The sequence below is a fragment of the Streptomyces sp. NPDC042346 genome (assembly GCF_055581845.1).
This window is the reverse complement of the sequence record NZ_JBVJEH010000008.1, coordinates 35,321-56,393: the sequence shown is the minus strand read 5'-3', so window position 1 is coordinate 56,393 and position 21,073 is coordinate 35,321. Positions and strand designations below refer to the sequence as shown.

Sequence of the window (21,073 nt, the reverse complement as noted above, 5' to 3'; positions counted from 1 at the left end):
GGTGTGACTCAGCCCTTCGCCAGGAGGCCGCGGCGGCGCAGCACCGCACGCTCCAGCGGGCTGAAGATCAGCAGGTCGATGGCGATGCCGACGACCAGGATCAGGATGATCGCCAGGAAGATGCCGGCCATGTCGATGTTGTTGCGGCCGTTTTCGAGGAGCTGGCCGAGGCCGAGCCCGAGGTCCGGCGAGGAGGCGATGATCTCGGCGGCCATCAGCGAACGCCAGGAGAACGCCCAGCCCTGCTTGAGGCCGGCGAGGTAGCCGGGGAGCGCGGCCGGCATCACGATGTGCCAGGCGCCCTTGAGCCCGGTCGCGCCGAGGGTCTGGCCGGCCCGCAGGTAGAGCGGCGGGACCTGGTCGACGCCCGCGACGAGGCCGTTGGCGATCGACGGGACGGCGCCCAGCAGGATCACCGTGTACATCATGCTGTCGTTCAGACCGAGCCAGAGCACCGCCGGCGCCACCCACGCCACCGAGGGCAGCGACTGGAGACCGGAGAGGATCGGGCCGATCGCCGCGCGCACGAACTTCACCCGGGAGACGAGCAGTCCCAGCGGGGTGCCGATCGCGAGTGCCAGGACGAAGCCGAACAGGGCCCGGGACACGCTGGTCCACAGCACTTCGAGGAGCGTGCCCGCCAGCCACATCTCGGTCAGGCTGTCCCACACCGCGGACGGGGCGGGGAGCTTGAACTCGTCGGTGACCTTGCCCCAGACCAGCAGCTGCCACACGACCAGGATCAGCGCGACGGCGACGACCGGCGGGAGCACCTTCTTGACGAGGACCTCACGGACCGGGGTCCGCCGGATCTGCACGCTGTCCAGGGCGTCCAGACCGGCTTCCAGGCCGGCGATGTCGTCGGCCTTCTGCGCCTTCGGCGTCTTCGGAGTGGTGTCAGTGCTGGCCATGACGGCGGATCTCCCCACGCAGGTGCTCGGTGATCTCGAGGGACAGCTCCGCGACGTCGGAGTCCTCGATGCGGCGCGGCTGAGGGATGTCGATCGTCCACTCGTGGGCGATCCGGCCCGGCCGGGACGAGAGGAGGACGACGCGCTCGGCCAGCCGCACGGCCTCGCGGACGTTGTGGGTGACGAAGAGCACCGACAGCTTCGTCTCCCGCCAGATCCGGGTCAGCTCGTCGTGCAGCACGTCCCGGGTGATGGCGTCGAGCGCCGCGAACGGCTCGTCCATCAGGAGCAGGTCGCTGTCCTGGGCGAGCGCGCGCGCCAGCGCCACCCGCTGGCGCATGCCGCCGGACAGCTCGTGGACCCGCTTGCCGTACGAGCCGCCGAGCCGGACGAGGTCGAGCAGCCGCTCGGCCTCCGGGCGCCGCTCGGCCTTGGGCACCCCGCGCAGCCGCAGGGCCAGTTCGATGTTCTTGCCCGCGGTGAGCCACGGGAAGAGGGCGTGCTCCTGGAACATCAGGGCCGGCCGGCCGCCGGGGGTCTCGATGGACCCCGCGGACGGCCGGTCGAGCCCGGCGACCAGGTTGAGCAGCGTGGACTTGCCGCAGCCCGAGGCGCCCAGGAGGGTGACGAACTCGCCCGGGGCGACATCGAGCGAGATGTCGTCGAGGACGAGCTGCCCGCCGGAGGGTCCGCCGAAGGACTTGGAGACATGCTCGATACGGGCGGCATGGGTCACCGCCGCACGGTCCTCGGCCTTGGCGAGCGTCGCGGTCGTGGCCATGGTCGTCACCTCCTGGTGAAGCTGAACTCGGGCTGCTGCACTGGTGTCTGACGCCTGGTTACTTGACGCCGAGCCCGGCGTCGGAGACCTCGGGCTGACCGGCGGCCTTCAGGACCTTGTTGAGCGGCTTCAGGTCGTAGATGCCGGTGAGCTCGGGCTGCTTCAGGAGACCGGCCTTCACCGCGTGGTCCGCCTGGGACTGGAGCGTGGCCGCCAGCGGGTCGTTGGTGAACTGGATGGACGGCCACGCGGCGTCGATGACCTTCGCGCCCAGCGCCTTGCCCGAGAGGGCCTTCAGCTTGGCGTTGGCCGAGGCCTTCGCCTTGTCCGGGTTGGCGTTGATCCACTCGTTGGTCTTCACCGCGCCGCGCAGGAAGGCCTCGACGACGTCCGGGTGCGCCTTCAGGAACTTCTGCGACACGATGATGTTCGTGATGACGAACTTCTTGTCCGGCCACAGGTCGGACTCGTCGAGGAGGACCTTCGCCCCTTCGCTGACCAGCTTCGACGCGGTCGGCTCGGGCACCCAGGCGCCGTCGATGGCACCGGAGGCGTAGGCGTTCGGGGTCACCTTGTTGTCCGTGCGGACCACCGAGACGTCGCCCTTGCCGCTCTGGGCGTCGACCTTCCAGCCCTTCTCGGAGATCCAGTTGAGGAAGGCCACGTCCTGCGTGTTGCCGAGCTGCGGCGTGGCGATCTTCTTGCCCTTGAGGTCGTCCAGGGTCTTGATCTTCGCCGGGTTCACCACGAGCTTCACGCCGCCGGAGGCCGAGCCGCCGACGATGCGGAGGTTGGAACCCTTGGTCTTGACGTAGCCGTTGATCGACGGCGAGGGGCCGATGAAGCCGATGTCGATCGAGTCGGCGTTGAGCGCCTCGATCTCGGACGGACCGGCGTTGAAGGTGGTGGGCACCAGCTTCGTGCCGCCCAGCTCCTTCTGGAGGAGGCCCTCCTGGTCACCGACGAGCGCGGTGGCGTGCGTGAGATTGGGGAAGTACCCGAGCCGTACGGTGTCGGCGGAGAGCTTGTCGCCCTCGGCGGCCACCTTCTTCTCGTCGTTCTTGGCCTCGGAGCCATAGCCGCAGGAGGCGAGCGCGCCGATCAGCAGCGGCAGGACGGTGGCGGCGGTGAGGCTGCGGCGCAGGGTGGTGCGGGTGGTGGCAGGCACGGGAAGGGGTCCCCTCGGTGTCAACTTCTGCGAAGTCTGCGTTTATGTCGTTCGGGGTGAAGAGGGTGGAGCCGGCTCGCACCGCTCACGCGGTGCGTGGAGGTCGCGGCGCAACATCGCGCAACGCCTCCCTGGCCCGTGCCGAGGGTGCCGCCGCCCACGCGACCACCCTCTTTGGCGAAGGTGGCGTAGATGTCCCGGAACATCAGAAGTCCCACCCCTCCTCGTCCTCGACGACCGCGACGGCCTTGGTGGTGGCGAAGGACTCGCCCGCCATGCCCGCCGCGAGCGTGGTGCCGTCCGCCGGGTCGATCAGCAGGAAGGAACCGGTGCGGCGCGAGTCCACGTACGCGTCGAGCGCGAGCGGCTCGGCCGTCCGCACGACGACCCGGCCGATGTCGTTGGCGACCAGCTGCCCGGGGTTCGGGTGCTGGGAGAGATCGTCCAGGGTGAGCCGCGAGGGGATCTCCTTGACGATCGCCTTGACCGTGCGGGTCGTGTGCTTGAGCAGCACCCGCTGGCCGACGGCGAGCGGCTGGTCGGCCACGTGGCAGACCGTCGCCTCGATGTCCTGGCTGGTCGCCGGGGCGTCACCGACCGGGGCGAGCAGGTCGCCGCGCGAGATGTCGATGTCGTCGGCGAGCCGGATCGTGACCGACTGCGGGGCCCAGGCGATGTCCACGGACTCGCCGAGCGCGTCGATCCCGCTGATCGTGGACGTCTTCCCGGACGGCAGGACGGTGATCCGCTCGCCGACCCGGAAGGCACCGGCCGCGATCTGACCGGCGTATCCCCGGTAGTCGGGGTGCTCGGCGGTCTGCGGACGGATCACGTACTGGACCGGGAAGCGCGCGTGGCAGGCCGTCAGGTCGTGGCTGACCGGGACCGTCTCCAGGTGCTCCAGGACCGTCGGGCCGCCGTACCAGTCCATGTTCGCGGACGGCTCCACGACGTTGTCGCCGGCGAGCGCCGAGATCGGGATCGCGGTGATCTCCGGGACGCCGAGCTCGGAGGCGTACGTCGTGAACTCCGCGGCGATCGCGGCGAAGACGGGCTCCTGGTAGTCGACCAGGTCCATCTTGTTCACGGCCAGGACCACGTGCGGGACGCGGAGCAGGGCGGCGACGGCCGCGTGCCGGCGGGTCTGCTCGACGACACCGTTGCGGGCGTCGACGAGGACCACGGCCAGCTCGGCGGTCGAGGCGCCGGTCACCATGTTCCGGGTGTACTGCACGTGCCCGGGGGTGTCGGCGAGGATGAACCGGCGGCGGGCGGTGGCGAAGTAGCGGTAGGCCACGTCGATCGTGATGCCCTGCTCCCGCTCGGCCCGCAGACCGTCGGTGAGGAGCGCCAGGTCGGGTGCATCCTGGCCGCGCTTGATGGACGCGGCCTCGACGGCCTCCAGCTGGTCGGTGAGGACCGACTTGGAGTCGTGCAGGAGGCGGCCCACCAGCGTGGACTTGCCGTCGTCGACGGAGCCGGCGGTGGCGAAGCGCAGCAGGGTGGTCGCCGAGACGTCGGCGAACTCGGCGAACTGCTCGGTCGTGCTCGTCATGGCTAGAAGTACCCTTCGCGCTTGCGGTCTTCCATCGCGGCCTCGGACATCTTGTCGTCGGCGCGGGTCGCACCCCGCTCGGTGAGGCGGGAGGCGGCGATCTCGGCGATGACGGCGTCGAGCGTGGTGGCGTCGGAGTCGACGGCGCCGGTGCAGGACATGTCACCGACGGTGCGGTAGCGGATGAGCCGCTTCTCGACCGTCTCGGTGTCCTTGGGGCCGCCCCACTCGCCGGCGGTCAGCCACATGCCGCTGCGGGCGAAGACCTCGCGCTCGTGCGCGAAGTAGATCTCCGGCAGTTCGATGCCCTCGCGGGCGATGTACTGCCAGACGTCCAGCTCGGTCCAGTTGGAGAGCGGGAAGACCCGGACGTGCTCGCCGGGCGCGTGGCGGCCGTTGTAGAGCTGCCACAGCTCGGGGCGCTGGCGGCGCGGGTCCCACTGGGAGAACTCGTCGCGCAGGGAGAAGACGCGCTCCTTGGCGCGGGCCTTCTCCTCGTCGCGGCGGCCGCCGCCGAAGACGGCGTCGAAGCGGTGCTGCTGGATCGCCTCGGTCAGCGGGACGGTCTGCAGCGGGTTGCGGGTGCCGTCCGGGCGCTCGCGCAGCTTGCCGGCGTCGATGTACTCCTGGACGGAGGCGACGTGGAGGCGCAGGCCGTGCTCGGCGACGACGCGGTCGCGGTACTCGAGGACCTCGGGGAAGTTGTGCCCGGTGTCGACGTGCAGCAGCGTGAAGGGGACCGGCGCCGGAGCGAAGGCCTTCAGCGCCAGGTGCAGCATGACGATGGAGTCCTTGCCGCCGGAGAAGAGGATCACCGGCCGCTCGAACTCGCCCGCCACCTCGCGGAAGATGTGGACGGCCTCCGACTCCAGGGAGTCGAGGTGCGACAGCGCGAACGGGCTGTCGGTCGCCTCGTGGACGTTGACGACGGTGGTCACAGCAGACCCCTCTCGGTGAGCAGCGCGTGGAGCTGAGCCGCGGACTCCTGCACGGTCTGGTTCTGGGACTCGATCCGGAGATCGGGCGTCTCGGGTGCCTCGTACGGGTCGTCGACGCCGGTCAGGCCGCTGATCTCGCCGGCGGCCTGCTTGGCGTAGAGGCCCTTCACGTCGCGGACCGAGCAGACCTCGACGGGGGTGGCCACGTGCACCTCGACGAAGGCGGTGCCCTCGGCCGCGTGGCGCTTGCGGACCGCCTCGCGGCTGTCGGCGTACGGGGCGATGACGGGCACCAGGACCTGCACGCCCTGCGAGGCGAGCAGCTCGGCGACGAAGCCGATGCGCTGCACGTTGGTGTGCCGGTCCTCGCGGGTGAAGCCGAGGCCCGCGGAGAGGAACTCGCGGATCTCGTCGCCGTCGAGGATCTCGACGCGGTGGCCCTCCTCGCGGAGGCGGCCGGCCAGCTCGTACGCGATGGTGGTCTTTCCGGCGCTCGGCAGGCCGGTGAGCCAGATGGTGGCACCGGTCACGTGGTTCTCCTGGGAGGTGTGGGAGATCTGAGGGGTGGGGGTCATCAGCCGTGCAGCCCGCACTCGGTCTTGGCGCGGCCCGCCCAGCGTCCGGCGCGGGCGTCCTCGCCCTCCAGGACGCGGCGGGTGCAGGGCGCGCAGCCGACGGAGGCGTAACCGTCCATCAGGAGCGGGTTGGTGAGGACCCCGTGCTCCATGACGTACGCGTCGACGTCGTCCTGCGTCCAGCGGGCGATGGGGGAGACCTTGACCTTCCGCCGCTTCTCGTCCCAGCCGACGACCGGGGTGTTCGCCCGGGTCGGGGACTCGTCGCGGCGCAGGCCGGTGGCCCACGCGCTGTACGCGGTCAGGCCCTCCTCCAGCGGCTTGACCTTGCGCAGCGCGCAGCACAGGTCGGGGTCGCGGTCGTGCAGCTTCGCGCCGTGCTCGGCGTCCTGCTCGGCCACGGTCCGACGCGGCGTCAGGGTGATGACGTTGACGTCCATGACGGCGTCGACGGCGTCCCGGGTGCCGATGGTCTCCTCGAAGTGGTAGCCCGTGTCGAGGAAGACGACGTCCACGCCGGGCCGGACCCGCGAGGCGAGGTGGGCGACGACCGCGTCCTCCATGGAGGAGGTGACGCAGAAGCGCGGACCGAAGGTGTCCACGGCCCACCGGAGGATCTCAAGCGGCGAGGCGTCCTCCAGGTCACGGCCGGCCTGCTCGGCGAGCGCCTTCAGGTCGGTCGTGTCCTCGCTGATCTGAGTGACCGTCATATCTGTTCCCTTCCAGGGGTGTTGCCCGAAGTCCCCGGGGCGAGCAGCCCCAGGAACTTCAACTGGAAGGCTCGGCTGCACGTGGCGCATTCCCAGGCGCCGTGGCCCTGCTCGTTCGGACGCAGGTCCTCGTCCCCGCAGTAGGGGCAGTGGAACGGTGCGGCACGCTCGCTCATGACAGGGACTCCTCGGAGGCGCGGGCCGTCCAGGTCGCGAAGCGCTCGCCGTCCTCGCGCTCCGCCTGGAAGCGCTTGAGGACCCGCTCCACGTAGTCCGGGAGCTCGGCCGCGGTGACCTTGAGGCCGCGGACCTTGCGGCCGAAGCCGGCCTCCAGGCCGAGCGCGCCGCCCAGGTGGACCTGGTAGCCCTCGACGCGGTTGCCGTCGTCGTCCAGGACCAGCTGGCCCTTGAGACCGATGTCCGCGACCTGGATGCGGGCGCAGGCGTTCGGGCAACCGTTGATGTTGATCGTCAGCGGCTCGTCGAACTCCGGGACCCGGCGCTCCAGTTCGTCGATGAGCGAGGCGCCGCGGGCCTTCGTCTCGACGATCGCGAGCTTGCAGAACTCGATGCCGGTGCAGGCCATCGTGCCGCGCCGGAACGGCGAGGGCGTGACCCGCAGGTCGAGCGACTCCAGGGCGGAGACGATCCCCTCGACCTGCGCCTCCTCGACGTCCAGGACGAGCATCTTCTGCTCGGCGGTGGTGCGGACCCGGCCCGAGCCGTGCGTCTCGGCGATCTCGGCGATCTTCGTCAGGGTGGCGCCGTCGACCCGGCCGACGCGCGGCGCGAAACCGACGTAGAACCGGCCGTCGTTCTGCCGGTGGACGCCGACGTGGTCGCGCCACTGGCCCGCGGGCTGCTCGGGGGCGGGGCCGTCCGAGAGCTTGCGCTTCAGGTACTCGTCCTCCAGGACCTGGCGGAACTTCTCCGGGCCCCAGTCGGCGACGAGGAACTTCAGGCGGGCGCGGTTGCGCAGCCGGCGGTAGCCGTAGTCGCGGAAGATCGAGATGACGCCCTCGTACACGTCCGGGACCTCGTCGAGCGAGACCCAGGTGCCGAGCCGGACGCCGAGCTTCGGGTTGGTGGACAGACCGCCGCCGACCCACACGTCGAAGCCGGGGCCGTGCTCCGGGTGACGCACGCCGACGAAGGCGATGTCGTTGATCTCGTGCGCCACGTCGAGCAGCGGCGAACCGGAGATCGCGGACTTGAACTTGCGGGGCAGGTTCGAGAAGTCCTTGTTGCCCACGATCCGCCGGTAGATCTCGTCGATGGCGGGCGTGCCGTCGATGATCTCGTTCTCGGCGATCCCGGCCACGGGCGAGCCGAGGACGACACGCGGGGTGTCGCCGCAGGCCTCGGTGGTGGACAGGCCGACCGCCTCCAGGCGGTTCCAGATCTCGGGGACGTCCTCGATGCGGATCCAGTGGTACTGGACGTTCTGCCGGTCGGTGATGTCGGCCGTGCCGCGTGCGAACTCCTCGGAGATCTCACCGATCACCCGGAGCTGCTGCGTGGTCAGCCGGCCGCCGTCGATGCGGACCCGGAGCATGAAGTACTCGTCATCCAGCTCCTCCGGCTCCAGAACGCCCGTCTTGGTGCCGTCCAGACCCTGCTTGCGCTGGGTGTAGAGGCCCCACCAGCGCATGCGTCCGCGCAGGTCGTTGGGGTCGATGGAGTCGAAACCGCGCTTCGAGTAGACCGTCTCAATGCGTGTCCGCACATTGAGACCGTCGTCGTCCTTCTTGAACTGCTCATTGCCGTTCAGCGGGGTGAAGTGCCCCACGGCCCACTGACCCTCGCCACGGTGGCGCCCGGTCTTGCGGCGTGCGGCGGCTGGAGTGGGGTTTTCCGGGGTGGCGGCCATGGCGTCTTGTCCTTCGGGACTGCGAGAGGGCGGCTCTGACCTGCACACTCGCGCAGAGGTCAGAGGGTGGCGCGTCAGTGCGCAGCAGGGTCGGGCAGAAGAGATATCGCGGCGGTGCTGGTGGTCTCAGCGCGCCGGACAGATGGCGCTGGACATGCGGCCGAGGTCGACGTGCCGCCGACTCACCAAGGCAGTTCCAGTTCCAGACATGACGGAAGCGTGTCACGGGACTTTGGACTCAGTCCAGCATCGTCCGCTATATGGACGTAGATGTCTCGTTGTGTGAGACGCTGTGCTGTACGTCACGCGAAAGGGGCCCCCGATGGGGGCCCCTTTCGCATGGTCAGCGCGTTCCTCAGGCGTGGGCGCCGGGCCAGGGGCCGGGGGTCTCCGACTCCTCGACCTCCTCCACCTTGGTGTCGAAGAGCCGGAAGCCGCGCCGCTCGTAGTTGGCCATCGCGTGCGGGCCGTCGAGCGAGCAGGTGTGCAGCCACACGCGCTTCGTGGCCTCGCGGTCGGGCCACCGCTCGGCCAGGTCCCAGGCGCGCCGCACTCCCTCGGTGAGGAGGTGACCACCGATCCGGCGCCCCCGGAAGGCCGGGATCAGGCCGAAGTAGACGATCTCCACGACACCGTCCGGCTGCGGGTCGAGCTCCACGTACCCGGCCGGCGTCCCCCGGTCGTACGCCACCCAGATCTCGGCACCCGGCTTCTCGACGATCTCCTGCCACTGCTTGTACGTGAGCGCCAGGCGGTCGTTCCAGCGGATGTCGCCACCGACCGCCGTATAGAGGAAGCGGCTGTACTCCGCCGAGGGCACCTCGGCCCGGGCGATCGTGACGTCGTCGCCCTCCGGGGCACGGGCGGGGAGGAGGTCGGACGGCGCGGTCTGTTCGAGGGACCAGGTGGTGAGCGTGATGTGCATGGGCCCATCGCATCACGAGCCCGCGCGGGGAGGCGACCGGGGTCGCCCCTCTCCGCCGTCCGGTGGGCGGAGTGTCCAAGGAGTGGGACGCACCGGTACGCGGGGCCGTGGGGCCGGACGTCTCGCGCGCCTGAGAACGCCTACGCGTCCCTGGCCGTCCGTGCCGCCCTGACCGCCGGGGCCGTCGAGTGGGGGAGCAGGTCCGTCGGGCGTTCCGGGCGGAGGACCTCCACCGCGACCTCCTCGCTGAAGCGGTACGGGCGGTGGGCCAGGACACCCGCCAGGTTCCGGCGTACCCGGGACATCTCGGCCCGTACGGTCACCGTCCTCGTACGGTCCCCGAACACGTCGTCCGCCAGCTCCGCCGCCGTCCGCCCGTCAGGGTGCAGCGCCAGGACGTAGAGGAGCTCCGCGTGCCGGGGGCTGAGCTCCTGCTGCCAGCTGCCCGCCTCTCCCGAGACGGCCACCGTCCAGCGCCGCGGCCGGCTCAGGTCGAGGACCACCCGGCTCGCGGCGGGCGCGCCGGCGTCCACCGGCCGGGCCTCCTCCTCGACCCGCAGCAGCCAGCCGCCGGGCAGCGGCTCCACCGCGCACACGCCGAGCGAGGGCAGCCACACCCGGCCCGCACGGAAGGACTTGGGCAGCGGGATCCGGTCCACCGGCGCGAGACCCGTCACCGCCGCCGTCCAGCCGTGGATGTCGACCGCGACGGCCCGCCCGCCCACCCGGCACAGGATCGGCGCGGCCACCGCCCGCAGCCGCTCGACCGACCGCCGGTGCCGCTCCCGCATCTCGGCCTCGGCGAGCTGGGCGACCGAGGCGACCAGGGCCAGCATCGCCGGATGGAAGCTGGACGCGGGGCCGCTCACGTCCAGGATCCCCAGGAGCCGCTGGTCGCGCGGATCGTGCACGGGCGCGGCGGCGCAGGTCCAGTTGTGCAGCGCCTGCACGTAGTGCTCGGCGGAGTGCACCTGGACCGCCCGGCCCATGGCGAGGGCCGTGCCGACCGCGTTCGTCCCGGTCGCGTGCTCGGTCCAGGCCGCGCCCTCCTCCAGGCAGATGCCGTTCGCCCGGCGCAGCACCGAGAGGTTCCCCTGGCGCCACAGCACCCGGCCGCTCTCGTCGGTGACGACCATGATCTGGAGAGAGGTGTCGGCGATGCCGGCGAGTCCGCCGCTGAGCGTCTGCATCACCTCGGACAGCAGCGTGCTCCTGCGCCGCTGCTCCAGCTCGTCCCGCTGGAGCAGCACGCTGCTCGTGCCCTGGTCGGGGTCGAGCCCCAGCCGGGCCATCCGCTGCCAGGACGCGTCGATCACCGCGCGGGGCGCGATGGGCGGCGTACGGCCCGCGAGGGTCTCGTCACGGACCCGGTGCAGCAGCCGGGCGGCCTGGGCCGCGTCCATGGCGGCAAGCCGCTTCATGTCGAGCTGCGTGTTCTTCATCGGTCTCTCCCAGCCACCCGTGGTGCTGTATCGGTTCTGCACAGGGCAGATGTCCGGAGTGTCGCTGCCCATGGTGCCGTTCGGGGCCGTCCGGCGCGGCCCGGTTCGGGTAATCCTGCAACCCTTTGCAACTCTGGCGACCGACGGGCCCCGTGGGTGAGGGTGGTGCGAGCGGCGGGTGGTGCCGTGTCGGCGCAGCACCACCCCCGCTCTTTGCTCTCCGCGCGTGCCGACCCTCCGGGGTCCACCCCTGGTACGCGCGGCTCAACTCCCCGAGGCCCGCGCGGGACACGCCGCCAGCCCAGGCCGTACGACGTGTCAGACCGTCACCCGCGCCGACCGTACGACGTGCCGGACCGTCACCCGCCCCGGCCGTACGACGTGTCAGACCGTCACCCGCGCCCGCTCCACCACCGCCCGCAGGTCCAGCGTGTGCGCCAGCGTCCCGAAGGTCGACCCCCCGTCCCCGCCGAGCCGCGACGCGCAGAACGCGTCCGCCACCTCCGGCGGCGCCCACCGCACCAGCAGGGCGGCCTGGAGCACCAGCGCCATCCGCTCGACGAGCCGCCGCGCCCGCGCCTCGACCCCCTCCAGATCGGCCAGTTCGACCAGCAGGTCCCGGATCGCCCGGTCGAGCCGGTGGTCGGCGCCCCGCGCCGCCCCCACCTCCCGCAGGAAGGCGTCGAACGCGGCGGGCTCGGTCCGCAGCGCCCGCAGCACGTCGAGGGCCTGGACGTTCCCCGAGCCCTCCCACACCGAGTTGAGCGGCGACTCCCGCAACAGCCGCGGCAGCCCCGACTCCTCCACGTACCCGTTGCCGCCCAGGCACTCCAGCGCCTCCGCCACCACCGGCGTGCACCGCTTCGTCACCCAGTACTTCGCCACCGGAACGGTGATACGGAGCAAGGCCCGCTCCCGCTCCGCCCCGGGGGCATCGGCGTCCACCGCGTCGTACGCCGCCGCCAGCCGCATCGCGAGGACCGTGGCCGCCTCCGACTCCAGGGCCAGATCGGCGAGGACGTTCCGCATGAGCGGCTTCTCGATCAGCACCCCGCCGAAGGCCTCGCGGTACGCGCAGTGGTGCACGGCCTGCGCCACCGCCTGCCGCATCAGCGCCGCCGAGCCGACCACGCAGTCGAGCCGCGTCGCCGCGACCATGCCGATGACCGCCCGGACCCCGCGCCCCTCCTCGCCGACCCGGCGCGCCCAGGTCGTCCCGTCGAACTCCACCTCGGCGGAGGCGTTCGAACGGTTGCCCAGCTTGTCCTTCAGCCGCTGGATCGCGAACGCGTTGCGCGAGCCGTCGGGGAGGACCCGGGGGAGCAGGAAGCAGGTCAGCCCCGCCGGCGCCTGCGCCAGGACCAGGAAGGCGTCCGACATCGGCGCCGAGCAGAACCACTTGTGCCCCGTCAGGACGTACTCCCCGTCGGCCGCCAGCGGACGCGCCTCCGTCGTGTTCGCCCGGACGTCGCTGCCGCCCTGCTTCTCCGTCAGCGCCATCCCGAGCAGGGCGCCCGCCTTCTCGGCGACGGGCCGCAGCTCCCGCTCGTACACGTGCGAGGTCGCCGCCGGCTCCCACACCGCCGCGAGCTCCGGCTCGGCGCGCAGCGCGGGCACCGACGCGTGCGTCATCGACAGCGGGCAGACGTGCCCCGCCTCGGCCTGCGACACCACCAGAAGCCCGGCGGCCCGCCGCACATGACCACCCGGACGGCCCCAGGCGTCGGTCAGCCCGGCCCCCACCGACCGGCCGAGCAGCCGGTGCCAGGCCGGATGGAAGTCGACCTCGTCGATCCGGTGCCCGTACCGGTCGTGGGTCCGCAGCCGCGGCGGGTACGTGTTCGCGAGCTCTCCCCACTCCCTGACCTGCTCGGACCCCGTCGCCCTGCCCAGCAGGCTCAGCTCCTCGCGGGCCTCCGCCAGGACCTCGGGCGCGACGTGCCGCTCGACCGCCTCCGCCAGCGTCCGGTCGTGCGTGAAGACGTCGTATCCCACCAGGGGCGGAGCCTGGTTGGTCACGGTGTGGGTGCTCGCTGCCATGCCGATACGGTAAGCAGGTGCAGGCAGCAAGCGAAACACCCGAACGGCCCGAGCGGCGGCCCTGGAGCAGGCTCCACCGGGCGCGCGTCCTCTACCGCAACGTCTCCAAGCGGAAGATGGCGTGGCTCCTCGTCAAGGACACCGTCAACTCGTGCATCGAGTACCGGATCCTCGGCCTCGCCGCCGAGGCCGCGTTCTTCACGCTGCTGTCGCTGCCGCCCCTGCTCCTCGGCCTGATCGCCCTCCTCGGCTACGCCGACGACTGGACCAACACCGACACCGTCGCGAGCATCGAGGAGAACATCCTCCGAGCTGCCGGAACGGTCCTCTCCGACCGCGGCGTCCACGACATCGCCAAGCCGCTCCTGGACGACGTCACCCAGGGGAAACGTCCCGAACTGGTCTCCCTGGGCTTCGCCATCGCCCTCTGGTCCGGCTCGCGCGCGGTGAACGTCTTCATCGACACCATCACCGTCATGTATGGACTCGACGGCCACCGCGGCATCGTCAAGACGCGGCTCCTGGCCTTCCTGCTCTACATCGTGGCCCTGATCATCGGCGCCGTCGTGCTGCCCCTCGCGGTCGTCGGCCCCGACCGGGTCGTCGAACTGGTGCCCTGGGGTACGGAGGTCGTCGCCGTCCTGTACTGGCCGGCCGTCATCCTGCTCTCCATCGCCTTCCTCACGACGCTCTACCACGTGTCCGTACCCGTCAGATCGCCGTGGATCGAGGACATCCCCGGCGCGCTCGTCGCACTCGGCATGTGGGTCCTCGGCAGCTTCCTGCTGCGCATCTACCTCACGAGCCAGGTCGAGGGCCCGACCATCTACGGCTCCCTGGCCGCACCCATCGCCGTCCTCCTCTGGATCGGCATCTCCGCCTTCGCGGTCCTCGTCGGCGCCGCCGTGAACGCCGCCATCGACCGCGTCTGGCCCTCCGTCGCCACCGCCGCGGCCCGCGAGGCCAACGAGCGGGCCCGCGCCGTCCAGGCCGCCGAGCTCGTCGCCCGCGTCCGCGCCGAGGCGGAGGACGTCGACGAGGACGACCCGGACATGCCCTCCGAGTTCCCCGAGCGCTGGTCCAGGTTCCTGCCCCCGGACGACGTGAAGTCACGCATCCACTCGGGCTGGGAGAAGGAATGAGCCACCGCGTCACCCCGACGTAGGCTCGAAGGATGTACGAGGAGCGCCCGGCCCTCCTGGACGGAGCCGTCCTGTGGACCCGGACCGCCGGAGCCACGACGGAAGGCTCCCGGCCCGTCCTGCCCGACGGCTGCATGGACCTGATCTGGGCCGACGGCCGGCTCCTCGTCGCCGGGCCCGACACGCGGCCGTACGTCCCCGGGGAGACCGTCACGCGGTACGCGGGGATCCGCTTCGCCCCCGGAGAAGCACCGGCGATCCTCGGCGTACCGGCCAGGGAACTGCGCGACCGGCGGGTCCCCCTCGACGCGTTCTGGGGCGAGGCCGCGGCGCGGCGCCTCGGCGAGCGGATCGCGGAGGACCCCGACCCGGCCGCGGCCCTGGAAGCCCTGGCCCTGCGCAGGGCGGCCGACGCCCCCGCCCCCGACCCGCTGCTGCGCGCCGTCGTCGCCCGCCTCGACGCGGGCCGCCCGGTCGCCGAGACCGCCGACGCGGTCGGACTCGGCGCCCGGCAGCTGCACCGGCGTTCCCTGGACGCCTTCGGCTACGGCCCCAAGACGCTCGCCCGGATCCTCCGCCTCCAGCGCGCGCTGGCCCTGGTCAGAGCCGGGGTGCCGTACGCCGATGCCGCCCTCCGCGCGGGCTGCGCCGACCAGGCCCATCTCGCGCGCGAGACGAGGGCCCTGGCCGGCACGACACTGAGCGCTTACGAGGCGTCGGTCGGCGCGTCCGTCGGCGCGTCGGCCGACGAGTCCGCCGGAGCGTCCGCGAACAGGGACACGCCGTTGCCGTCCGGGTCGTGGACCACCGCGTAACGCTGGCCCCAGACGGCGTCCCAGGGCTTCAGATGCCCGCCGTGACCCGCGCCGACGAGCTCCTCGTACACCGCGTCCACGTCCTTCGGCGAGCCGCACCGGAAGGCGAGCTCGATCCGGTTCCCGCCCTCGGGGCGCTTCCAAGAGGGATCGAAGGAGCGCACGGTCTCCTCCGTGTCCCAGGCGATGCGCAGCCCGCCGGGCAGGGCGGCCTCCACGTGCGGGGCGCTCTCCGCCCCGGCCGGGACGTCCAGGCCGAGACGGCGGTAGAAGGCGAGCGAGGCGGCCATGTCCGAGACCACGACGCCGACGAGGTCCAGACGGGGTGCGATGCGGGGTGCTGTGTCCATGTTTCGTACGCTAAGGGCTCCCGGGCGGCGCGGTCTTGTACGAATCGGACGCGCGCGCCGGCCGGCCGAACCGACCCCGCCAATGGCCTCCCGGAGCGGCGGGCCCGCGGGCTACGGTCGGTCCATGACGACGCGCGCGTACGGAAGGACGTCCTGGCCCTGGGCCGCCCTGGCCGTCCTGCTGTTCTGGCAGACCTGGTTCCTCTGCCACGTCTACGCCACCGAGCACTCGGCCGTCCGCTGGATCTGCGACAGCGAGGGCTGCGGCAGGAACCAGCTCGCGGGCGGGGCGCTCTTCCTCGCGGCGGCCTCCGCCCTGGGCGCCGCCGTGCTCGCGGCCCCCTTCCTGGGGCTCGCGGGGGCCGGTCTCGCCACGCTGCTCGCCGCCTTCGGGCTCCTCATGGGCCGGGAGGACGACCACGCGGTCGTCGCCGGACACGGCCTGGTCGCGCTCGGCGCCGTCCTCGTCGTCGCCGGAGCGGCGTGGTCGCTGCGCCGCAGGGGCCGGCATCCGGACCACGAGGGCGAGAGCGAGGGCGAGGGCGAGGGGAACGGTTCGGTTCCCGACGACAGTCGTGTCCCGGTGCGTGCTCTGGTGCTCCGGGTCCTCGCCCCCGGCACCCTCCTCGTGGCCGTGCCGGCCGCCGTCGTGGTCACCGCCCTCGTCCACGGCGCGCTCGACGGCCCGCGCTGGGTCATGATGCTCGGCCTCAACGGCACGATCGCCCTGCTCTTCGCGCTCGGCGCGGCGAGGCTGCGGCACCGCCCGGGTGTGGCGCTGGGCCCCGTCTCCGCCGCGGGCGCCGTCCACGCGCCCGCCCGGCTCCACTCCCTCACCGCCCGCGGCACCGACTTCGTCTTCGACCTGACCGTGCTCCCCGAAGGCGCCGCCCCGTACCGCATCGAGGTCCAGCAGCCCATCGACCTCCAGGACGTCCGCATCCACCGCGCGGCGCTCGTCCGCCTCGACCCGCGCCGCCCCTGGCTCGTCGACCTCCCGCCGCACCCGCCGGCCGCCGAACTGGCCCGCGCCCGCGCCGCCGTCCGCACGAGCGACCGCACGAGCGCCCTCCCGAGCGGCCTCCCGAGCGACGTCGCGAGCGCCCCCACGGACGACCTCGCGAGCGACCTCCCGACGGCCCCCCGCCTCAGGATCCCGGCCCCCGGCACCCCGGTCCTCCTCGCCGGAACCCTCCTCGCCGCCGTGCTGCTGACCGCCCTCGCCCTGGCATGACGAACCCGCGGCGATAAATCCGTGGCGCGCTCCCCGGCGCTCCCGCTACGGTGTCTCCCGTACACGCAAGATCGCGAAAAGACACAGGAGGTGTGACCGATGGCTGTCATCACGAAGGGCCTCGCCCACACGCGGATGTTCCTCCACACCACCTCCGCGGCCACCGGCTGACCTCACCTTTCTGACCTTCAGCGCCGGGGCCGCCCCTTGAAGGGTCCCCCTTGTCTTTCCGTTCTTCCGTTCCGTCTTCTTCCTCCACCACCTCTTCCTCCGCGCTGCTCGACGCCCACGGCTGGGACTCCGGCTGGGCCGAGGCCTTCGCCCCGTACGCGGCTCAGGGACTGCTCCCCGGCCGGGTCGTCCGGGTCGACCGCGGACAGTGCGACGTCGCCACCGCCGAGGGGATCGTGCGCGCCGACACGGCGTTCGTGACCCCGCACGACCCGCTCCGGGTCGTCTGCACCGGCGACTGGGCCGCCGTCGACCCCGAGGGCGTCAGCGACCCCCGGTACGTACGGACGCTGCTGCGGCGCCGTACGGCCTTCGCGCGCTCCACCTCCTCCCAGCGGTCCGAGGGCCAGATCCTCGCGGCCAACGTCGACCACGCGGTCATCACCGTCTCGCTCGCCGTCGAGCTCGACCTCGGCCGGATCGAACGCTTCCTCGCGCTGGCCTGGGAGTCCGGCGCGCAGCCGACGATCGTCCTCAGCAAGGCGGACCTCGTGCCCGACCCCGTCGGGCTGTCCTACCTCGTCGAGGACGTGGAGACCGTCGCCCCCGGCGTCCAGGTCGTGCCCCTGAGCTCGGCCACCGGCGAGGGCCTCGACGTGCTCTCCGCGGTGCTCTCGGGCGGGACGGCCGTCCTGCTCGGCGTCTCCGGCGCCGGGAAGTCCACCCTCGCCAACGCGCTCGTCGGCACGGACGTCATGACCGTCCAGGCCGCCCGCGACGTCGACGGCAAGGGCCGCCACACCACGACCACCCGCAACCTCTTCGTCCTGCCGGGCGGGGGCGTCCTCATCGACACCCCCGGGCTGCGCGGGGTCGGGCTCTGGGACGCCGAGACCGGCGTCGGCCAGGTCTTCGCCGAGATCGAGGAGCTGTCCGCGCAGTGCCGGTTCCACGACTGCGCCCACGAGTCGGAGCCCGGCTGCGCGGTGGCGGTGGCGATCGAGGACGGCTCGCTGCCCGTGCGCCGGCTGGAGAGCTACCGCAAGCTGCTCCGCGAGAACCAGCGGATCGTGGCCAAGACCGACGCCCGGGTGCGCTCCGAGATCCTCAAGGACTGGAAGCGCAAGGGCGCGGAGGGGCGCGCGGCCATGGACGCCAAGCGCGGGCGCGTCCGGTAGGCGCACGATGCCGTGTCGCGGTCCGGGGCCCGCTCCCGGACCGCAGCGCCGCGTCCGAAATCCGCCGGTCGGGGTCCGTCGGGTCCCGCACACTGGGAGGCATGAGGGACGACGACACCCGCTACGAGGCGGTCAGCAGCAGGGACGCCCGGTTCGACGGCGAGTTCTTCTTCGCCGTCCGCACCACCGGGATCTACTGCCGCCCCAGCTGCCCGGCCGTCACCCCGAAGCGGCAGAACGTCTCGTTCTTCCCCACGGCCGCCGCCGCCCAGGGCCACGGCTTCCGCGCCTGCCGCCGCTGCCGGCCGGACGCCGTGCCCGGCTCCGCCGCCTGGGACGTACGGGCCGACGTCGTCGGCCGAGCCATGCGCATGATCGGCGACGGGGTCGTCGACCGCGAGGGCGTGCCCGGCCTCGCCGGACGCCTCGGCTACAGCACCCGGCAGGTGCAGCGCCAGCTCACCGCCGAGCTCGGCGCAGGACCCGTCGCCCTCGCCCGCGCCCAGCGGGCGCACACCGCGCGCCTCCTGCTCCAGACGACCGGCCTGCCCGTCACCGAGATCGCCTTCGCGGCCGGCTTCGCCAGCGTCCGCCAGTTCAACGAGACCATCCGCGCCGTCTACGCCCGCACCCCCACCGCCCTGCGCGCCGAGGCGGGCAGCGGCGCGGGTGGCCGGACCGCGCTCGCCGCCGGCGTCCCGCTGCGACTCGCCCACCGGGGGCCGTACGCCGCGGGGGAGGTCTTCGACCTGCTCGCGGCCGAGGCCGTGCCCCGCGTCGAGGAGGTCGTCGGCGCCCCGGGCGCCCGCACCTACCGGCGCACCCTCCGCCTCCCGTACGGCACCGGCGTCGTCTCCGTGGACGAGCGGTCCGCGGGGCGCTGGCTCGACGCCCGCATCCACCTCACCGAGCTGCGCGACCTCACCACCGCCGTGCACCGGCTGCGCCGCCTCTTCGACCTCGACGCCGACCCGTACGCCGTCGCCGAGCGCCTCGGCGCCGCCCCCGGGCTCGCCGCCGAGGTGACCGCGCGGCCCGGAGTCCGCTCCCCGGGGACGGCCGACCCGGAGGAGTTCGCGCTGCGGACCGTCCTCGGACCCGAGGAGTCGGCCCGGCTCGTCGAGGCGCACGGCACGCCCCTGGCCACCGCCTGCGGCGGCCTCACCCACGTCTTCCCCGCCGCGGCCGACCTGACCGGCCACCCCGTCGCCGGGCCGCTGGCCGGCGCGCTCGCCGACGGAGCCGTACGCCTCGACCCGGGCGCCGACCGCGACGAGGCCGAGCGCGCGCTGCTCACCGTCCCCGGCGTGACCGCCGGGGCCGCCGCCGCCATCCGGATGCGTGCCCTGGGCGACCCGGACGTGCCCCCGGTGGGCGTCCCGGACACGGAGGAGTGGCGGCCCTGGCGCTCGTACGCGGCGCGCTACCTGGGGACCGCGCCGTAAGGCCTGTCCGGCGGATCACGGCCGGGGTCGCGGGGTCCGCCGGACGGGCCCTGGGGCTCAGCCCCAGATCACCGCCCCCGCCCAGGCCCCCACGATCAGCAGGCACGCGAAGAGCTCGACGAGGATGCTCGTGCCGGCCGCCCGCATGACCGACCGGGTCGCCGCCCCGGCCTGGCCGTGGCCGCCGAGGCGGAGCCGCTCCGAGAGGTAGATCCCGCCGACGAAGCCGGGGATCGCGCCGACGACCGGGACCAGCACGAAGCCCAGGAGCGCGCCGAGACCCGCGTACACGATCATCCGCCGGTTGATGCCGACGCCCCGGAACCTGCGGGGCGGGAGCTGCCAGACGACCACCTGCGTCAGGAGCAGCAGACCGGTCGAGGAGGCCAGCAGGATCCACGCGAGGTCCGTCCGCTCGTGCAGCGACCACCAGAGCATCGCGGCCCACACCAGCCACGTTCCCGGCACGCCGGGGGTCAGCACCCCGAACAGACCGAGCAGCATCACCGTCGCGACCATCAGGAGCTGCCACACACCCACGCAGCCCAGGGTCCCCCAGAACGGGCGTTCCCGCAGGTCGCACGGCGCATATGGGGGGGCTCCCGGCCCACGGCGGCGGGCCGGCGGCCCACACGGCCTCCTCAGCCGCGGGCCACCCAGCCCTTCTCGTACGCGTGCCAGCCCAGCTGGAGCCGGGTCGTCACCCCGGTCAGCTCCATCAGGCCCTTGACCCGCCGCTGCACGGTCCGCAGCCCCAGGTCCAGCTGCTTGGCCACGCTCGCGTCCGTCATCCCGGCGAGGAGCAGCGACAGGATCTCCAGGTCCATCACGTCCGGGCCCGGCGTCTCCTCCTCGGTGATCTGCGCGCCCGCCCCGAGCCGCAGCGGCAGCGCGTCCCGCCACACCGACTCGAAGAGCCCCATCAGCGATTCGAGGAGCCCGCTCGCGTGCACGACGATCGCCGCCGGCTCCGCGCCCCGCCCCGTCAGCGGCACCATGGCGAGCGACCGGTCGGCGACCACCAGCTTGGTGGGGACCCGGTCGGCGACCCGGACCAGTTCCTCGCGGCCGAGCGCCGCCGACAGTTCGAGCAGCCCGGTCGGCAGGGAGAGCACCTCGCGTTCGAGGACCACCCGGTAGCGCACCCCCCGCCCGGCGGCCTGCTCCTCCGCGTCGTTCTCCATCCCGGAGACCGCGATCGGCTTGCCCGTCACGAGGGCGCAGACCTCCTCCTGCGCGCCCAGCTGGAGCTGGAGGAAGCGGTGGGTGACCGCGCTCGCGCCGGTCACCACCTCCACCAGGTCGTGGACGGCGGACTCCGCCGCCTCCGCCCGGTACTCCTCGGCGAGCAGCGCCGCCGCCAGCTCCGCCTGCTCCAGCTCGTGGCGCTGCTGGGTCAGGAGCGCGCCCAGCGCCACCCCGGGCGGCGCCGCCACCCACCGCCCGGTCCTGGCCGAGGACTGGGCGGCGAGCCCCTGGGCCTCCAGCCGGCGCAGCGCGCGCTCGGTGTCCCGCTCGGGCAGGGCGAGCCGGTGCGCGAGATCGGTGACCTCGGCCGCGCCGAGCGCGACCAGCGCGCGGTAGGCGGACTCCTGACGTTCGTCGAGCCCTATCGCTCCCAGCATGGTTGCCCCACCCCTCGCCGTACATCCGATGGGCGCTCCGGATCTTCCCGGAGCATTCACCGGAGGCATTCGTTCCGTTGGTGACCTGGCGGGAAACGGCCACGGCGTATTCCCGCCGTGCACATCATCCCTGTACCGCCCTCACCTCTGCCAATGTGGCGCCACCGCAGCACCAACAGCCTCCGGAGACGGGTGTCT

20 protein-coding genes and 1 pseudogene are annotated in these 21,073 nt (G+C 72.6%); 5 read left to right on the top strand and 16 right to left on the bottom strand.

Translation table 11 applies throughout. The annotated features are described in order from the left end of the window. Nucleotides 1-8: 8 nt before the first annotated feature. The 13 genes from ACZ6K0_RS28385 to ACZ6K0_RS28325 all read right to left on the bottom strand — a co-directional run bounded on the left by ACZ6K0_RS28385 (nt 9) and on the right by ACZ6K0_RS28325 (nt 12,915). A complete protein-coding gene (locus tag ACZ6K0_RS28385) occupies nt 9-911 on the bottom strand; it encodes an ABC transporter permease (protein WP_376400674.1) in 903 nt (300 codons plus the stop codon). Beyond that, nucleotides 898-1,692: an ABC transporter ATP-binding protein gene (locus tag ACZ6K0_RS28380; RefSeq protein WP_376400671.1), complete on the bottom strand. Its 795-nt coding sequence runs from the start codon at nt 1,690-1,692 to the stop codon at nt 898-900. Before ACZ6K0_RS28380 ends, ACZ6K0_RS28385 begins: the two co-directional genes overlap by 14 nt. A 58-nt stretch (nt 1,693-1,750) precedes the next feature. Continuing rightward, nucleotides 1,751-2,860 (bottom strand): aliphatic sulfonate ABC transporter substrate-binding protein, encoded by a 1,110-nt coding sequence (locus ACZ6K0_RS28375; protein ID WP_376400668.1) that lies wholly within the window; start codon nt 2,858-2,860, stop codon nt 1,751-1,753. A 205-nt stretch (nt 2,861-3,065) separates the two neighbouring features. Beyond that, a complete protein-coding gene (locus tag ACZ6K0_RS28370) occupies nt 3,066-4,415 on the bottom strand; it encodes a sulfate adenylyltransferase subunit 1 (protein WP_376400665.1) in 1,350 nt (449 codons plus the stop codon). Between the two features lie 2 nt (nt 4,416-4,417). Next, nucleotides 4,418-5,353, bottom strand: a complete 936-nt coding sequence (gene cysD, locus ACZ6K0_RS28365; protein WP_056647856.1) for a sulfate adenylyltransferase subunit CysD — start codon at nt 5,351-5,353, stop codon at nt 4,418-4,420. Then, nucleotides 5,350-5,928, bottom strand: a complete 579-nt coding sequence (gene cysC / locus ACZ6K0_RS28360; protein WP_376400661.1) for an adenylyl-sulfate kinase — start codon at nt 5,926-5,928, stop codon at nt 5,350-5,352. Before cysC ends, cysD begins: the two co-directional genes overlap by 4 nt. After that, nucleotides 5,928-6,638 (bottom strand): phosphoadenylyl-sulfate reductase, encoded by a 711-nt coding sequence (locus ACZ6K0_RS28355; protein WP_376400658.1) that lies wholly within the window; start codon nt 6,636-6,638, stop codon nt 5,928-5,930. Before ACZ6K0_RS28355 ends, cysC begins: the two co-directional genes overlap by 1 nt. Continuing rightward, nucleotides 6,635-6,814, bottom strand: a complete 180-nt coding sequence (locus tag ACZ6K0_RS28350) for a hypothetical protein (protein ID WP_376400655.1) — start codon at nt 6,812-6,814, stop codon at nt 6,635-6,637. The genes ACZ6K0_RS28355 and ACZ6K0_RS28350 overlap by 4 nt, the downstream gene beginning before the upstream one ends. Next, nucleotides 6,811-8,508, bottom strand: coding sequence for a nitrite/sulfite reductase (locus ACZ6K0_RS28345; protein WP_469232985.1), 1,698 nt, complete (start codon nt 8,506-8,508; stop codon nt 6,811-6,813). The genes ACZ6K0_RS28350 and ACZ6K0_RS28345 overlap by 4 nt, the downstream gene beginning before the upstream one ends. 126 nt (nt 8,509-8,634) lie before the next feature. After that, nucleotides 8,635-8,718 carry a putative leader peptide gene (locus ACZ6K0_RS28340; protein WP_312846743.1) on the bottom strand — a complete coding sequence of 28 codons (84 nt, stop codon included), beginning with the start codon at nt 8,716-8,718 and terminating at the stop codon, nt 8,635-8,637. A 145-nt stretch (nt 8,719-8,863) separates the two neighbouring features. Further along, nucleotides 8,864-9,433, bottom strand: coding sequence for a GNAT family N-acetyltransferase (locus ACZ6K0_RS28335; protein ID WP_469232987.1), 570 nt, complete (start codon nt 9,431-9,433; stop codon nt 8,864-8,866). Nucleotides 9,434-9,573: 140 nt separating this feature from the next. Continuing rightward, on the bottom strand, nt 9,574-10,875 hold the full coding sequence (locus ACZ6K0_RS28330; RefSeq protein WP_469232989.1) for a GAF domain-containing protein: 1,302 nt from the start codon (nt 10,873-10,875) through the stop codon (nt 9,574-9,576). A 384-nt stretch (nt 10,876-11,259) separates the two neighbouring features. Continuing rightward, nucleotides 11,260-12,915: an acyl-CoA dehydrogenase family protein gene (locus ACZ6K0_RS28325; RefSeq protein ID WP_376400643.1), complete on the bottom strand. Its 1,656-nt coding sequence runs from the start codon at nt 12,913-12,915 to the stop codon at nt 11,260-11,262. 17 nt (nt 12,916-12,932) lie between these two features. Here ACZ6K0_RS28325 and ACZ6K0_RS28320 point away from each other — a divergent pair, with 17 nt between their 5' ends. Both ACZ6K0_RS28320 and ACZ6K0_RS28315 read left to right on the top strand, forming a co-directional pair. After that, entirely contained in the window at nt 12,933-14,057 is a 1,125-nt protein-coding gene (locus tag ACZ6K0_RS28320) for a YihY/virulence factor BrkB family protein (protein ID WP_469232991.1), read from the top strand. Nucleotides 14,058-14,089: 32 nt separating this feature from the next. Further along, the gene (locus ACZ6K0_RS28315) at nt 14,090-14,872 is read left to right on the top strand and encodes a helix-turn-helix domain-containing protein (RefSeq protein ID WP_376400638.1); all 783 of its coding nucleotides are present in this window, start codon (nt 14,090-14,092) and stop codon (nt 14,870-14,872) included. On the opposite strand, the gene ACZ6K0_RS28310 is transcribed toward ACZ6K0_RS28315, so the two are convergent. Then, entirely contained in the window at nt 14,764-15,204 is a 441-nt protein-coding gene (locus ACZ6K0_RS28310) for a VOC family protein (RefSeq protein ID WP_469233044.1), read from the bottom strand. The two genes, ACZ6K0_RS28315 and ACZ6K0_RS28310, sit on opposite strands and share 109 nt — an antisense overlap. A 142-nt stretch (nt 15,205-15,346) precedes the next feature. On the opposite strand from ACZ6K0_RS28310, the gene ACZ6K0_RS28305 reads away from it, so the two are divergent. The 3 genes and pseudogenes from ACZ6K0_RS28305 to ACZ6K0_RS28295 form a co-directional block, all read left to right on the top strand. Beyond that, on the top strand, nt 15,347-16,456 hold the full coding sequence (locus ACZ6K0_RS28305; protein WP_469232994.1) for a hypothetical protein: 1,110 nt from the start codon (nt 15,347-15,349) through the stop codon (nt 16,454-16,456). Between the two features lie 275 nt (nt 16,457-16,731). Then, nucleotides 16,732-17,805, top strand: coding sequence for a ribosome small subunit-dependent GTPase A (rsgA, locus tag ACZ6K0_RS28300; protein ID WP_376401429.1), 1,074 nt, complete (start codon nt 16,732-16,734; stop codon nt 17,803-17,805). 101 nt (nt 17,806-17,906) lie between these two features. Further along, nucleotides 17,907-19,371, top strand: a pseudogene (locus ACZ6K0_RS28295) (DNA-3-methyladenine glycosylase 2 family protein); the annotation flags it as partial. Here ACZ6K0_RS28295 and ACZ6K0_RS28290 read toward each other — a convergent pair. Then, nucleotides 19,308-19,790, bottom strand: coding sequence for a DUF456 domain-containing protein (locus ACZ6K0_RS28290; protein WP_376400630.1), 483 nt, complete (start codon nt 19,788-19,790; stop codon nt 19,308-19,310). The pseudogene ACZ6K0_RS28295 and the gene ACZ6K0_RS28290 overlap by 64 nt on opposite strands. Before the next feature lie 101 nt (nt 19,791-19,891). Next, a complete protein-coding gene (locus tag ACZ6K0_RS28285) occupies nt 19,892-20,875 on the bottom strand; it encodes a helix-turn-helix domain-containing protein (RefSeq protein WP_376400626.1) in 984 nt (327 codons plus the stop codon). Between the last annotated feature and the right edge of the window lie 198 nt (nt 20,876-21,073).

Excerpts from the sequence above, each read along its gene's own strand:
- ACZ6K0_RS28355 (WP_376400658.1), bottom strand. The coding sequence starts at position 6,638 with ATGACGGTCACTCAGATCAGCGAGGACACGACCGACCTGAAGGCGCTC.
- ACZ6K0_RS28380 (WP_376400671.1), bottom strand. The coding sequence starts at position 1,692 with ATGGCCACGACCGCGACGCTCGCCAAGGCCGAGGACCGTGCGGCGGTG.
- ACZ6K0_RS28370 (WP_376400665.1), bottom strand. The coding sequence starts at position 4,415 with ATGACGAGCACGACCGAGCAGTTCGCCGAGTTCGCCGACGTCTCGGCG.
- cysC (WP_376400661.1), bottom strand. The coding sequence starts at position 5,928 with ATGACCCCCACCCCTCAGATCTCCCACACCTCCCAGGAGAACCACGTG.
- ACZ6K0_RS28345 (WP_469232985.1), bottom strand. The coding sequence starts at position 8,508 with ATGGCCGCCACCCCGGAAAACCCCACTCCAGCCGCCGCACGCCGCAAG.
- ACZ6K0_RS28285 (WP_376400626.1), bottom strand. The coding sequence starts at position 20,875 with ATGCTGGGAGCGATAGGGCTCGACGAACGTCAGGAGTCCGCCTACCGC.
- ACZ6K0_RS28305 (WP_469232994.1), top strand. The coding sequence starts at position 15,347 with ATGACGACGCGCGCGTACGGAAGGACGTCCTGGCCCTGGGCCGCCCTG.
- ACZ6K0_RS28325 (WP_376400643.1), bottom strand. The coding sequence starts at position 12,915 with ATGGCAGCGAGCACCCACACCGTGACCAACCAGGCTCCGCCCCTGGTG.
- ACZ6K0_RS28340 (WP_312846743.1), bottom strand. The coding sequence starts at position 8,718 with ATGTCTGGAACTGGAACTGCCTTGGTGAGTCGGCGGCACGTCGACCTC.
- ACZ6K0_RS28335 (WP_469232987.1), bottom strand. The coding sequence starts at position 9,433 with ATGCACATCACGCTCACCACCTGGTCCCTCGAACAGACCGCGCCGTCC.
- ACZ6K0_RS28315 (WP_376400638.1), top strand. The coding sequence starts at position 14,090 with ATGTACGAGGAGCGCCCGGCCCTCCTGGACGGAGCCGTCCTGTGGACC.
- ACZ6K0_RS28330 (WP_469232989.1), bottom strand. The coding sequence starts at position 10,875 with ATGAAGAACACGCAGCTCGACATGAAGCGGCTTGCCGCCATGGACGCG.
- ACZ6K0_RS28350 (WP_376400655.1), bottom strand. The coding sequence starts at position 6,814 with ATGAGCGAGCGTGCCGCACCGTTCCACTGCCCCTACTGCGGGGACGAG.
- ACZ6K0_RS28385 (WP_376400674.1), bottom strand. The coding sequence starts at position 911 with ATGGCCAGCACTGACACCACTCCGAAGACGCCGAAGGCGCAGAAGGCC.